The following is a 13,589-nucleotide window of genomic DNA, read 5'->3' on the forward strand; positions in this document are numbered from 1 at the left end:
TCCTTTATTATTAGTTTATTAAGTCTTTATTTGACTCCGATTTGTTAGTTGCATATCGATATATTCATTAGTAATGGTTTTGGCCTCTTCAAGAGAAAATGGTGCATGACTTAATGCACTTCGTAGCCATAAACCATCGATTAATGCGGCTAAACCTTTCGCAGCTAAACGTGCTTGATCTTTCGTAAGAACGCGCCCAAACTCGTAACTTAAGTTGGAATAAAGCCTTCTATCATTGACCTTTTGTAGACGATTCAAATTAGGCTGATGCATACTACTCGCCCAAAAGGCTAGCCATGTTTTCATTGCAGCTTCGCTGGTTTGAGAGGTATCAAAGTTACCTTCAACAATAGCTTGAATACGTTGTTTAGCTGTTGCATCACTTAACATCCTTAAACGTATCGCCACCGCAAAACCCAATTGATACTGGATATGGCGCATTGCAGCTTCCAGCAATCCATTTTTATCACGAAAGTAGTGACTAATAATGCCGTTAGAAACACCGGCTTTTCGAGCTATCAATGCGATGCTCGCCTCTTGCATTCCAACCTCATTAATCACTGCTAACGTTGCTTGGATTAATTGCTGTTTACGTATCGACTGCATTCCTATCTTCGGCATGTTTTAAAGACCTAAAAAATACATTGAACGCTTTTATTAAACGTTTTTTTAATTGAACATTCAATCAATATTAACTATTGTTTATCACAATTAATTTACATTTCTATATGGGAGGACATTGTGAAAATTTGAATCTTTGCAACTAATTCAATTAGTTAACAAAGAATGCAACTTTTAACTTTTAGATAAATAAATTTTTGGAATTTCTGATGACAACTCTTAACAGCACAAAAAAACCACAGAAAGACAAGCTAAATTCTGTTGTTTTTTTCGCTTCAGCAACGCTGATTTTAGCGTTTTCTTTTTTCACTATTTTGATGACAGAAACAGCAAATACATGGATCGTGTCAACGCTGGGATGGGTATCAAAAACCTTTGGTTGGTACTATTTATTAGCAGCAACGCTATACATTGTTTTTGTTATTTTTGTTGCCACTTCTCGTTTTGGAAATATCAAATTAGGGCCTGAGCAATCGAAACCTGAATTTAGTGTTTTAAGCTGGTCTGCGATGTTATTTGCAGCAGGTATTGGGATTGATTTGATGTTTTTCTCTGTGGCAGAGCCCATTACGCAATATATGTTACCGCCAACAGGCGAAGGTGAAACAATAGAAGCAGCCCGTCAGTCGATGGTGTGGACTTTATTCCACTATGGCCTGACGGGCTGGTCTATGTATGCACTTATTGGCATTGCACTGGGCTATTTTAGCTATCGTTATAATTTGCCATTAACCATACGTTCTGCACTTTATCCTATCTTTGGAAATCGTATTTATGGTCCAATTGGTCATACGGTTGATATTGCTGCTGTATTGGGAACTATTTTTGGTATTGCAACAACATTAGGTATTGGTGTTGTACAACTTAATTATGGGCTAAAAGTTCTTTTTGATTTGCCCCAAGGTTTGGGCGTTCAAGGCGGATTAATTCTATTATCTGTAATTATGGCCGTTATTTCGGCAACATCGGGTGTTAACAAAGGGATCAGAATTTTATCTGAACTGAATGTACTACTCGCATTGGGGCTTATTTTATTTATCTTATTTGCGGGTGATACTGAGTTTTTATTAAATGCACTGGTATTAAATGTCGGTGATTACACTAATCGCTTTTTAGGTATGACATTAAATAGCTTTGCATTTGATAAACCAACAGATTGGATGAATAGCTGGACACTCTTTTTCTGGGCTTGGTGGGTTGCATGGTCACCTTTTGTTGGACTCTTTTTAGCACGTATCTCAAGAGGACGAACAATTCGACAATTCGTCATAGGTACCTTAATTATTCCCTTTGTTTTTACACTGTTATGGTTATCCATTTTTGGTAATAGCGCTTTATATGAAGTGATCCATGGCAATAAAGCACTCGCACAAACAGTATTAGAAGCACCCGAAAAAGGATTTTATTCATTATTAGAACTCTATCCAGGTTTTGGTTTAACGGCTTCTGTTGCTACAATTACTGGATTATTATTTTATGTCACTTCTGCCGACTCTGGTTCATTAGTATTAGGTAATTTCACCTCTCAATTAAGCCATGTTAATAACGACGCCCCAAATTGGCTTCGCATTTTCTGGTCTATTGCTATTGGCTTATTAACGTTAGGTATGTTAATGGCAGATGGTATTTCTGCCTTACAAAACACAACTATAATAATGGGATTACCCTTTAGCTTTGTTATTTTCTTTATTATGGCCGGACTTTATAAATCATTAAAAGTCGAAGATTTCAGGCGTGTTAGTTCGCTAAATACCAATGCGCCAGCACCACTTTATGGTAATACTACGATGAATTGGAAACAGCGTTTAGGGCGGGTTATGAATTTCCCAGGAACGACCTATACACAACGCATGTTAGATTTAACTTGTATGCCGGCAATGCAAGATGTGGCTAAAGAGCTTTTACTACGTGGAGCTAAAGTCGAATTTAATTATTACCCAATTGAAGATAATGAACGCTTGCATCATTTAGAGCTTGTGGTCGATCTTGACCAAGAACAAAATTTTGTTTATCAAATTTGGCCGCAGAAATATTCAGTGCCCGCATTTACCTATCGTGCTCGTCGAGGTAAATCAGATTATTACCGTTTAGAGACTTATTTATGGGAAGGCTCCCAAGGAAATGACTTAATGGATTACACCAAAGAGCAGGTAATTACAGATATTTTAGATCAATATGAAAAGCATCTAAATTTTATTCATCTTAGTCGTGAAGCACCAGGGGCAACATTAACGTTCCCTGAATCAAATTAAATCCTCACTTAAAATAAAGAAAGGAGATCATTATTTGATCTCCTTTTTTATGCGATTAATTTTCTATTTTACTGAAATAAACAGCAATCCCACACCTAAAAGAATTAATAACACACCAATAATCTTATCGGCCACTTGCTGGTGAGAAAGTATTTTGGTTCGTAAAAGGGGTGTAGAGAAAAAAAGAGCAACGCAACTAAACCATACCCAGTGTACGATTGAAATAAACATTCCATAAGAAAGATTTATCCAAAGTGGATTACTTAAGTTGGCAACTTGCGTATAAAGTGCAATAACAAACAACATAGTTTTAGGATTTAAAGCATTAGTAAAAAAACCAACACGTAATGCTTGAAACATATTAGGTGCTAAATTGACCGCATTCTCAATGGTCAGTTGAGTTTTATTCGTTAACGATTTAACCCCAAGATAAATTAAATATCCAACACCTAATAATTTCATAATAAAAAAAAGCGTTGGCGATCCCATAATAATAAAAGAGATACCAAATACAGTGTAAAAAACATGTACTTGCACTCCAATCGCAATACCAATTGCTGTCATTAACCCTACTCTTACACCATAGGAATAACTATTTTTTGTCACCATAGCAAAATCCGGCCCCGGACTAATAACCGCCAATATTGTAATCATCGCCACAGCAATTAGTTCACTCATTGTTCTTCTCACTCTCACTTTTGGATCAATAATAAGTAATAAAAAGTGACATAAAATATGTTCTTCTTTTAATAAAAACCTATTTAACTCACCACTAATTACCCTATTTTGCTGTCTTGACTAAAAATAAAAAGCGATTTATCTTGCAGTATATCTGTGACTTTTCATCATCTATTTTTACAACCCAACTTTATCACTTATCTTTATGAAAACACCCTCTTTAACGTCATTGCGTTTTTTTAATAGTGCCGCTCAAACAGGTAGTTTTGTTAATGCAGCGGAACAACTTCATGTCACCCACAGTGCAGTAAGTCGCCAGATACGATTATTAGAAGATGAATTAGGTATTCCTTTATTTGAACGGCGCAATCGCGCAGTTTATTTAAATGAAGCAGGTCGATATTTATATAAAACAACTTCTTCAATTTTTGAGCAGCTAGAAGAAACTGTCTCGCATCTGCGTTCCCCTTTAAATAATCCGGTGTTAGTGGTTTCTTGTGAACCCACTATTGCGATGAAATGGCTTATTCCTCGCTTATCTCACTTTTATGCGTTACACCCTGAAACCACGTTGCATCTAGTTGCCGCAGGTGGCGCTATTGATTTTAATAAAGAAGGTGTCGATTTAGCATTTCGACGAGATGATTTTTCATGGCATAAGAATATTTATGCAACAAAAATATGTGATGAACGAATTGGTGCTGTCATAAAACCTAATAATATCCATCATTCAGACAAGCAATTAACAACACTCTCTCGCCCTCAAGCTTGGCAAGATTGGTATCAATATTCAGGTATACAATCTACTTTTACCAGTATCAGTCAGTATGAGCATTTTTATCTTGCTATTCAGGCTACCCTTGCTGGATTAGGTACAACCATTGCCTCTTTCCTTATGGTGCAAGATGAATTAAAAGATCAACAGCTTATCGCTACACATGGCTTTGTTAAAGATAACTCAAGCTACTACTTGCTCTCTCCAAGTGAAATCATGCCTGACTCAAAGCAAGATAAGTTTAAAAACTGGATCATTGCTGAAGCGGAAAAATGCGCAATAGAGACAGAAGGATCACAGAGATAATCCTATTTTTATCTCAAAAATACTCAGCTACCTGTTTGCTCCCATGAAAACAGAGTGAATAAATAATTATTTTTTTATCATATTTATTTACTTCTATCTTTTTTTTAGTAATCTATGAGAACTAATAAAACATAGAATAATTTACTTGGGAAACATAACATGAATCGTCGTTCATTCTTAACATCATCAAGCCTTGTTATTGGCGGATTATCATTAAGTTCTTTTGTAAGTTCTGCTTATGCCAATGAAATACTAAAAAATAAATTGGTATTTAATGCAGAAAATCCGTTACTGCTTAATTTCAATGAAAACTCATTAGGCATGTCGCCTAACGCTCAAAAAGCAATTATCGATGCTTTACCCAATGCATTTAGATATCCAGATGATGCGCGTAGCGAATTAATTAGCGAATTAGGGAAGGAATTTAAACTTTCGGATAAACATATCACCTTGGGAAACGGTTCATCTGAAACAATTCAAGCAGCCGTGCAATTTGTGGCAAATAAAGCACAAAAAGAAGGTAAAGAAGCTCAGCTTATTGTTCCTGATCCGACATTTAATTATGCGGAGCTTTATGCAGAACCTTTAGGTGTAAAAATCGTTAAAGTGCCTGTTGATAATACTCTCGCTTTCGATTTAGCAACTATGCAGAAAAAAGCACAAGAGTTTGATGGTATTAGCATGGTGTATTTGTGCAATCCGAATAACCCAACCGCAATGTTAACTCCTAGTGCAGATTTATCGAATTGGGTGAAATCAGCAAAAGAGAATGTCTTTTTTATTATTGATGAAGCTTATGCTGAGTTTGTTTCAACACCTGAATTTATCAGTGCTATTACGTTAGTAGCAGAAGGTTATAAAAACCTGATTGTTACTCGTACATTCTCTAAAATTTATGCTTTAGCAGGACTGCGTGTGGGTTATGGCGTTGCCGTCCCAGAAGTAATCTCACAAATTGATGCCTTTGTTTCTATTGATAATACTAATACTGCAGGTGCAGTTGCCGCATTAGCCTCACTAAAAGATAAAGCTTATGTGGAATATAGCCGTAAATCGATTGATGTTTCACGTCAGATGGTCGTGGATGCCTTAAAAGAGTTGAATATTGAATACGCACCTTCTCATGCAAACTTTATTTTTCATAAAGTTAAAGGCGATGTAAAAACCTATCAAAATAGAATGAAAGAGGCGAATATTATGGTAGGTCGTGAATTTCCTCCTGCTTTTGGTTGGAGCCGTTTAACGTTAGGCACACCAGAAGAGATGAGCTATTTCGTTATTACATTAAAAGCCTTTAGAGCTAAAGGTTGGATTTAATCTGATTTAATGCTTATTTTATTGGTTGATGAAATAACGCCCTTGAAAATAATATCAAGGGCGTTTTTATTTACTGTTATTTATTACTGTTCTTGTAATTCTAACTCAGCAATAACAGGAAGATGATCACTTGCATCCGACCATTTAAATGTTGCTGAAAACGCAACCTTATGAGATGATTATTTAAACATAAATGAAAATAAAAAATTATTTGGGGCTGTCCTAGATAAGATTTAAATTTTAACTATCTGTTTTCGCGTAGTTAATTGTTGTTTTGTGCTTGGTGTGTTAAAGCGTCACTCACATTCCTTTAGATACCGCTCAAAATGTGCCTTCGGAATGCCATTAAATTTACACATATAAAACACTTCGCCTAGTTCCAAAAATTCTCTATGCCCCTGATGTGATGTTGCCGGTCTTTTTATCAACAAACTGGGTGCTGTAGTTGATCCTACAATGCTTAAAATCTCACACAACCAGTACGTCATAACTGACAAAATTATCAGTGTAAACGATGCTGTCAGGGTAAACTTAAGTGATAAAAATAGTATCACGAACCTATTCATCCTGAGTAATGTCTTTTCAATAAATAAACCGGAATACCTGAAAATAAAATTAAAGATAGACCATAAACAGCAACTATAGAATAAGATAAACCTTCCTGAGCATGCCAAATCTCAATAGCGATTGTTGACATACCCGCAGGTGATAAAATAAGAGTTGCAGTTAATTCTTTCATCATCTGCAAAAAGCACAGTGCCAGTCCGGCAATGACTCCGGGACGGACTGAAGGTAAAATAACCCGCATTAATAAAGTGGCTCTTTTTTGCCCTAAGGAATCAGAAACTTCTTCAATATGGTAAGGAAGTTGTTCCACAGCAGAGCGCAGTGTTGTCTGGGCTAATGGCAGATAAAGCATCAAATAGGCCGGAATTAACACATAATAGGTCTGATAGAAAATACCTGCATATAAGACCGTGTATCGTGCAATAGCCAAACCAACAACAATCGATGGAATTGCGTGTAAAATAAAAGGTAAGCGCTCCAGCCACCGGGAGAGAAAACTCGAATAACGAACAGAAAACCAGACTAAAGGGGACGCCGTCAATACTGTTATTGCCGCAGAAATTAACGAAATAAATATCGTATCGGCAATGACATTAAAATAGGTTTTCCAGGAAAAATACTCACTATGAATGGCCGTTCCTTCATAAATCCACTGACATAACACAATGACAGGTACAACAACACCTAAAATAAAAATTAAAGAAACAAATCCAATGACAAACCACTCTCCATAACCTAAATAAATAAGTTTTGGTGGGTGAACAACCCCCTTACCTGAACGAACCCGATTTGCCTGTCCTCGGATTTTTAATTCAAAACCAATAATGCATAAACATAAAAGCACCAGGACAAAACAGAGTACCGCAGCCGTTTGAGTATTATAATAAGCTTCAAATTCTGCAAAAATAGCGGTACTGAAAGTATCATAACCCATAATTGCAATAACACCGAATTCAATCAGTAAATGCAAAGCAATCAGAAGAACAGCACTGCCTATTGCGGGTTTTAATTGCGGTAGCAGGACATGAAGAAAAGTATAAAACCGGGAACGCCCTAATGAATAACTCACTTCCTCCCACGTTGAGTCAATGCGTTTTAATGCAGCTGATATAGGTAAAAATGCTAATGGAAAAGACACGAGCGTCATTACAAGGCTCGCCCCTAAAAAGCCTGAAAAAATGCGTGTATTAAGGCTAAACCAGGTGAAGCCGCTGACAATACCCGGGATACAAAGAGGTAAACTAATTAATACACTGAGTAAGTTCTTTCCTCTTACCTGACAACGTTCAAGTAAAAATGCACATAGTCCCCCTAATAACACACTTATCAATGTCACTGTAAAACACAAAAGTAACGTATTTCGTAAAAGTAAAAATGTTTCTGCACGAAAAATAAGGTGATAAGTCTGATGAATATCTAATGTTATTCCATATTGTAAAATATAGAGAATGGGTAACAACATTGGTAATGTAATAATCACAATAACAACCGCCAGAAGTAACGGCGGTTGTTTTGTTTTCCTGGTATGAAAAAATACACCAGCTCCTTTTATCTCATTGAAAAAAATAATTTTCCTGAACAATGGTATTACTGGATCCCAGCCTCTTTTATTAACGCTTTTGCCTCATCACTTTCTTCCTTAGTTGTAAATGACGTTTTAGGCGGATCTAGGCTATCAAGTTTCACTAAGTAGCTCACTGGCGATACGGCCTGAGTATTGGCCGGCCACTCTGCCGAATTTTGGACATACAGTTCCTGTCCTGCCTTGCTCGTTAAGAAAGTGATAAACTGTTGTGCTTCCGATTGATGTTGTGATGAACGTAATATTCCGGCAGCAGAAAAACTTAATGCTGAATCTGCATCGCCATTACGCATGTAGTAAATTTTTGCCTTAACATTATCTGCACCGCCTTTTTCTTTATAAAGACGGTATAAATAGTATTGGTTGATCATTGCAACATCCAAATCACCTTGATCGATTTTCTTTAACGCCGCCATATGCCCTTTGATCGATTGACCATTTTCTTTCATCGCAGCTAAAAACGCTTTTGTCGCCTCTAATCCATGTAATTTTTTATAAACAGCTATTTGATCAACAAGCGCACCTGATCCCGGGTGATAAGAGAAACGATTTTTCCATGCAGGATCATTTACCATTTTTGTCCATGTTTTAGGAATGTCACTTTCTTTAACTTTATCCGGATTATAGGCCAAAACACGGCTGCGAACGCCAATGGAAACAAAATCCTGTTTCGATGCGGAAGGGATAGTATCAGAATTCACATTGGTTAACGCATCGGCATTAATGGGTACTAATAATTTTTCAGCACTTAATGACAGAAAAGGTCCTGTACTTTCCGCAACAAAAATATCTGCCGGGGATTTATCCTGTTCTTCCTTCAGTAAACCGGCAAGTTCGGAAGACTTACCGTATTTTAACTTAACCGGGATCCCTGTTTTTTGTGTAAATTCCGCAGCAACCTGTTCTATTCCGCCATCCTTATGTTGCCCATTATAAATTAACAAGTCAGCCTGAGCGATTTCTGAAAATAAAACACCACTGAGCGTAAGTGATGAAATAAGCAGCTGATACCTTTTTTTCATTTATTAGCCTCATGTATCGATTTGTAAACCAAAATACTTTATCATAATGATAATAATAATGGGAATGAGAATCTAAATTATTTACTTTATTAGTTATCGTACCTCTCACTTTTTTCTGATTTAATAAATAAGCCCATAGTTATCGCTAAACAGAGAATGAAATATGATTGAGGAGCGGTGATTAACTATTCTAGAATATTTAAAATCAAATGGATAAGTCATTACTATCTTTCTGATAAAACAATAACAGGGATGGAAAAAATGAATAAAAACACGGTATTGTCATTACATAACATTAACAAAAGCTTTGATGGAAAAGTAAAAGTCAGCGAAGATATTAGCTTTACTTTAAATAAAGGAGAAATCCTTTCATTACTGGGTCCTTCTGGCTGTGGAAAAACGACGCTGCTACGATTAATTGCCGGATTTGAAAGACCCGACAGTGGGGAAATTACCTTATATAACCGAATATTATCATCATCAGGAACTTTCGTGCATGCCAAAGATCGCCATATTGGTTATGTTGTACAGGAAGGTATCTTATTTCCACACCTTAATGTTTATCAGAACGTAGCTTATGGTTTAGGAAATGGTAAAGGTCAACTGCCATTAGAACAAAATCGAATTAATTCTATTCTTCATTTAATGAAGATACCTGAATTGGCTCAGTCTATGCCCCATGAACTTTCTGGAGGACAACAGCAACGAGTTGCATTGGCAAGAGCATTAGCTCCATCACCTGAACTGATCCTATTTGATGAACCTTTCTCTGCAATGGATAGTGCGTTACGTGTTGAGTTACGCGCTGAAATCATAAATATTTTGAGGGAAACGGGACAATCAGCAATTATCGTGACTCATGATCGGGAAGAGGCTATACAATGTTCTGACTATATTGCAATATTACGTGGAGGCAGATTAGTGCAGATTGATACCCCACAAAACATCTATCGTTACCCAGTAGATATTTCCACCGCCTACTCTATTGGTGATGTCAATATATTAAAAGGTGAATATCATTCAGGAAAGGTGATAACCCTGTTGGGTGAAATTACGGTTACACATGATGGTACTTATGATGGTCATCACGGTAAAATAATATTACGGCCAGAAAATATTACCTTAAATCAAATTAACTCCGTTCCTTCTCATAGAGGCGTGATGGTTGTATTAGAAAAATACCAATTTAAAGGTATGACTAGTGATGTTGTCATTAGTATTAACGGTCAATACCTTGATTTGACTATCATTAATACAATCCCATTACAAGTAGGTGAGTATTACCTATTATGTATTCATTCAAAAGGGTTATTTTACACAAAATAATACATTCATTTATTATTGTTGCTATTGGCTAGTAATATATTTATAAAAGCTTTTTATTAAATATTATTTTTTCCAAAACAACCTGATTATCGGTTATTAATTTTCATAGATTTTCTTTTTATTTTGGCACAAATATTTAGATTCCGTGGAATAATTGGTGATAAACAGTATAGAGACCCTTTAGTGTTGATGGGAATGTGAGGTGCAACATTAAGGAGGTGTAGTGATTGCGCAGTGTTCACTTGCTGTTCTCTCTTCCCTCTGGGCGTGGATAAGCAACGGATAATTATTGAACATGATTGATAGTACATCACTGTGTTTTTCAAGGAATTTGTCGCCTATTGTAATAAAATTACGCTATGCAACCTCTTTTTCCGGTTCATATAAACCTCCTGTAAGTAGTTCCAATTGCGAAGTTGTTTACTTCAGCGTTCGGGATGTTGTTCATAAGATAACTGATAAAAAAACAGGTTTAACATATATAAATTTTCGAAATCCAGACAGGGTTTAACCTAACTTAGCAAGCACTACCAGACATGAATCTCACCAGAAAGGGTATAGTCCTTTTCAAAGAGTTAATGATCATACAAGACTCCAACAAATCAGGCAGGAATGATCGCACCAGATAGCGCTGTTACACTCTTTTCTTTGCAAGCAATAATTTCATCCTTCACGCTCTCCTCATCAAATTTTGATTTAGCGTAGAATCACGGGATCTATTAAAAGTAATGGTGACTCATAGATGAACAAGTCTGATCAGTTAGCGATTCAGGAATTTCAATTTGATACGTTCCGGTATGTCTACCAGGAAGTAATCGAGTTTCAATGGGTTCGGAAAAGTTAATGTTTTCGAAAACAAGATCTGTCAAATTAGTCGCACTGAGTAATGGGGAGGGGGTGTTTGAAGGAGAACACCCGGATGAAACAGCGTCGGAAGACCAAGCTGATAACACTCTACCCTCTACATCGGGTACCTTGAAATCGTGCAATAGGACATAGGGGAGTTCGACCGTTGACTGGCTGTATCGATACTTGCTTTGGTCAACCCAACCCTGCAATGTCCCCGTATTGAGAAATACACCGTAATTACGATATTGAGGAGAGATCGAGACAGAAGTTTGTGTGAAAGATAGCGTGGTAATTGATGCAGTATGTATACCGATGGCGCGGGAAGGTAACATATATGCGGTTCCCCATGTGGTACGATTATCGGCGAATACTCCTGTGCAGCCACACATAACGAAATTAGGGGGAACAGGTTGGAACGACAGGGAGCTACCAAAACTCAAACTTGGAAATAATATTGATAGTATAAGAAGTCTATTAAGGTTCGAGTCCATTTTAAATAACACCTGATCGCCCCACAGGGAGAGGCCTCTAATCATATGAAATGGTAGGGATCGCAAAGAAGATCTTTTAAACATTCGTAATAAAGAGGACATTTGGTAACCTCGCATTATTGATCGATATACATAGGGGTATTCAACAATCCCCATACCCAATTTTTCCATCGGATCCGATATGCCTGCACACGTTCATTAATCTCTGCCTCAGGCAGTCCATCACAATATGCTTGCTCGTAAAGCCGCAGACACCGTTCTCGATGCCGTTTTATTGCTCGTTCACTGAGTCAGGTGATACCCGTTCCATCAAAATACACACCTAACAAGTCAAATCCGTGTTGTATCCGGTCTATATAGGTTTTATCCGGATGTACTTCAAAACCACCGATATCCATGTATTCATTAAGCCGCTGAATACTCCGGCGCAAATGCCAGCAGGTTTTCGCAAACACCATAAAATCATCCATATAGCGGGCATAATAAATCCCCTCTCGTTGTCCAAAATCGCCGTCATAATGGTATAATAAACTCGCTCCTACCAAAGGGCTGAGCGAACAGCTCCACGCTATCCCAACTTTAGGCGTCTCTATTTCACCGCCATCTTCTATTCTGTAGTATAAGTATTGCCTGAACAGATTCCACAGTATCGGTTCGCCAACATTTCGGCAAAACAGGGTATCCACCTGCGGTTTGCGGATGTGTCGGTAATACCCCCGTATGTCAGTTCGGTAAACGAAGGTATAGTCTTCATCCCGTATCGCATGGTGTAATCGCCTAACAGATGCTTTGACACCCCCGCCGTGTTTACGGTGTTCACAACGTTCATGCACCGGCAGTTTTCCACCCAATTGTAAGGCTAACCACTTCAGCACCAATGTATCATCGACAGCAGCACCAATGTATCATCGACAGCCCACAGCATCACTCGTTCGCTATTTCGGGTTTGATACCATAACATCGGTTTTAAACAATACTGCCCTTGTACCACTTGACGAAAAAGTTCATCTTGTCGGCGCTCCCAGTGAAGACGTAAATCCCAGACATCTGAACCCGATGGAGCCTGTCTGCGTTGTTTCTTGTTTCCACAACCAACAGGCTACTTGTTGCCATAACGTCCAGAGACGTTCATCATTCATCCGTTTTTCTGCGCTTAGGCTATTTATATCTTCATATGTCATTGATAACTGATATTCACTATCACCGATGTCTCATACTCTCCTGCTGTTACCTCAGAAAAATTATTCACTCTGCGTGTGATAATAAGAGGAAAATCGTAAACATCGGCTCCTTCTATTAGGGGATATGTGTTCGTTGAGTTGTCTCTGAGGTTTACGGTCGTATAAGGAAATATTTTATTTACCGAAATTGTATTATCTATGCTAAAGATAGCACCCCATTGCCAATCGTAGTACAGTCCTGTTCCTACCGATTGTGGCGAACTTCCTGATATCCTTGAATAAAGTCTCCCTTCGTTATTGGGGTCAACATAACCCGTGGCTGAGGGCCCAAATGAGAGCTTTATGGTCTGGGGTTGAAAAATGGTATTCGTACAGTCAAGCACTACAGTTATTTCCTTTGTTTTTTCCGGACTTTCTGCCGTTAAAAGACCAAAGTCGATATCGGGACTAACGTGATTAAATGTCGTCAATTGTGTTTCACAAGTCGATGCTGCCACCTTTGCGCTTAAATGATAGACTGCCGTCGCGACCGTTTCAGCAGAGCTCACTCCCGGGATGAGACAGAACAACCCCAACGTCAGCCGAATAATAGGGAATATGGATAACTTCATTGTGCCCCCTT

At 37.7% G+C, this 13,589-nt stretch carries 10 protein-coding genes and 1 pseudogene; 4 read left to right on the top strand and 7 right to left on the bottom strand.

The features are described 5' to 3' along the window. Positions 1 to 18: 18 nt before the first annotated feature. A complete protein-coding gene (gene betI / locus C0T34_RS01700) occupies positions 19 to 621 on the bottom strand; it encodes a transcriptional regulator BetI (RefSeq protein ID WP_098942586.1) in 603 nt (200 codons plus the stop codon). A 209-nt stretch (positions 622 to 830) separates the two neighbouring features. Between betI and C0T34_RS01705 the strand changes: the two genes are divergently transcribed. Beyond that, a complete protein-coding gene (locus C0T34_RS01705; protein WP_098942585.1) occupies positions 831 to 2,873 on the top strand; it encodes a choline transporter in 2,043 nt (680 codons plus the stop codon). Between the two features lie 63 nt (positions 2,874 to 2,936). Here C0T34_RS01705 and C0T34_RS01710 read toward each other — a convergent pair whose 3' ends face one another. After that, the gene (locus C0T34_RS01710; protein ID WP_109393897.1) at positions 2,937 to 3,551 is read right to left on the bottom strand and encodes a LysE family translocator; all 615 of its coding nucleotides are present in this window, start codon (positions 3,549 to 3,551) and stop codon (positions 2,937 to 2,939) included. A gap of 205 nt (positions 3,552 to 3,756) precedes the next feature. Between C0T34_RS01710 and C0T34_RS01715 the strand changes: the two genes are divergently transcribed. Continuing rightward, the gene (locus C0T34_RS01715; RefSeq protein WP_109849601.1) at positions 3,757 to 4,632 is read left to right on the top strand and encodes a LysR family transcriptional regulator; all 876 of its coding nucleotides are present in this window, start codon (positions 3,757 to 3,759) and stop codon (positions 4,630 to 4,632) included. Between the two features lie 159 nt (positions 4,633 to 4,791). Next, positions 4,792 to 5,949, top strand: coding sequence for an aminotransferase class I/II-fold pyridoxal phosphate-dependent enzyme (locus C0T34_RS01720; RefSeq protein ID WP_109849602.1), 1,158 nt, complete (start codon positions 4,792 to 4,794; stop codon positions 5,947 to 5,949). Between the two features lie 233 nt (positions 5,950 to 6,182). On the opposite strand, the pseudogene C0T34_RS01725 reads toward C0T34_RS01720, so the two are convergent. The 3 genes and pseudogenes from C0T34_RS01725 to C0T34_RS01735 all read right to left on the bottom strand — a co-directional run. Continuing rightward, a pseudogene (locus C0T34_RS01725) lies at positions 6,183 to 6,480 on the bottom strand (transposase); the annotation flags it as partial. 31 nt (positions 6,481 to 6,511) lie between these two features. Further along, positions 6,512 to 7,996 (bottom strand): iron ABC transporter permease, encoded by a 1,485-nt coding sequence (locus tag C0T34_RS01730; RefSeq protein ID WP_109849603.1) that lies wholly within the window; start codon positions 7,994 to 7,996, stop codon positions 6,512 to 6,514. Between the two features lie 107 nt (positions 7,997 to 8,103). Then, the gene (locus C0T34_RS01735; RefSeq protein WP_109849604.1) at positions 8,104 to 9,120 is read right to left on the bottom strand and encodes an extracellular solute-binding protein; all 1,017 of its coding nucleotides are present in this window, start codon (positions 9,118 to 9,120) and stop codon (positions 8,104 to 8,106) included. A gap of 261 nt (positions 9,121 to 9,381) precedes the next feature. On the opposite strand from C0T34_RS01735, the gene C0T34_RS01740 reads away from it, so the two are divergent. Then, on the top strand, positions 9,382 to 10,446 hold the full coding sequence (locus C0T34_RS01740) for an ABC transporter ATP-binding protein (RefSeq protein WP_196556135.1): 1,065 nt from the start codon (positions 9,382 to 9,384) through the stop codon (positions 10,444 to 10,446). A gap of 1,630 nt (positions 10,447 to 12,076) precedes the next feature. Here C0T34_RS01740 and C0T34_RS01750 read toward each other — a convergent pair. Together C0T34_RS01750 and C0T34_RS01755 are read right to left on the bottom strand one after the other, a co-directional pair. After that, positions 12,077 to 12,661 carry a reverse transcriptase domain-containing protein gene (locus C0T34_RS01750; RefSeq protein ID WP_162556806.1) on the bottom strand — a complete coding sequence of 195 codons (585 nt, stop codon included), beginning with the start codon at positions 12,659 to 12,661 and terminating at the stop codon, positions 12,077 to 12,079. Between the two features lie 302 nt (positions 12,662 to 12,963). Next, positions 12,964 to 13,578: a type 1 fimbrial protein gene (locus tag C0T34_RS01755; RefSeq protein WP_109849608.1), complete on the bottom strand. Its 615-nt coding sequence runs from the start codon at positions 13,576 to 13,578 to the stop codon at positions 12,964 to 12,966. Positions 13,579 to 13,589: the final 11 nt, after the last annotated feature.

This window comes from Proteus sp. CA142267 (assembly GCF_003336825.1).
In the GTDB taxonomy this organism is placed as follows: Bacteria; Pseudomonadota; Gammaproteobacteria; order Enterobacterales; family Enterobacteriaceae; genus Proteus; species Proteus terrae.

Excerpts from the sequence above, each read along its gene's own strand:
- C0T34_RS01715 (WP_109849601.1), top strand. The coding sequence starts at position 3,757 with ATGAAAACACCCTCTTTAACGTCATTGCGTTTTTTTAATAGTGCCGCT.
- betI (WP_098942586.1), bottom strand. The coding sequence starts at position 621 with ATGCCGAAGATAGGAATGCAGTCGATACGTAAACAGCAATTAATCCAA.
- C0T34_RS01735 (WP_109849604.1), bottom strand. The coding sequence starts at position 9,120 with ATGAAAAAAAGGTATCAGCTGCTTATTTCATCACTTACGCTCAGTGGT.
- C0T34_RS01755 (WP_109849608.1), bottom strand. The coding sequence starts at position 13,578 with ATGAAGTTATCCATATTCCCTATTATTCGGCTGACGTTGGGGTTGTTC.
- C0T34_RS01720 (WP_109849602.1), top strand. The coding sequence starts at position 4,792 with ATGAATCGTCGTTCATTCTTAACATCATCAAGCCTTGTTATTGGCGGA.
- C0T34_RS01705 (WP_098942585.1), top strand. The coding sequence starts at position 831 with ATGACAACTCTTAACAGCACAAAAAAACCACAGAAAGACAAGCTAAAT.
- C0T34_RS01740 (WP_196556135.1), top strand. The coding sequence starts at position 9,382 with ATGAATAAAAACACGGTATTGTCATTACATAACATTAACAAAAGCTTT.
- C0T34_RS01710 (WP_109393897.1), bottom strand. The coding sequence starts at position 3,551 with ATGAGTGAACTAATTGCTGTGGCGATGATTACAATATTGGCGGTTATT.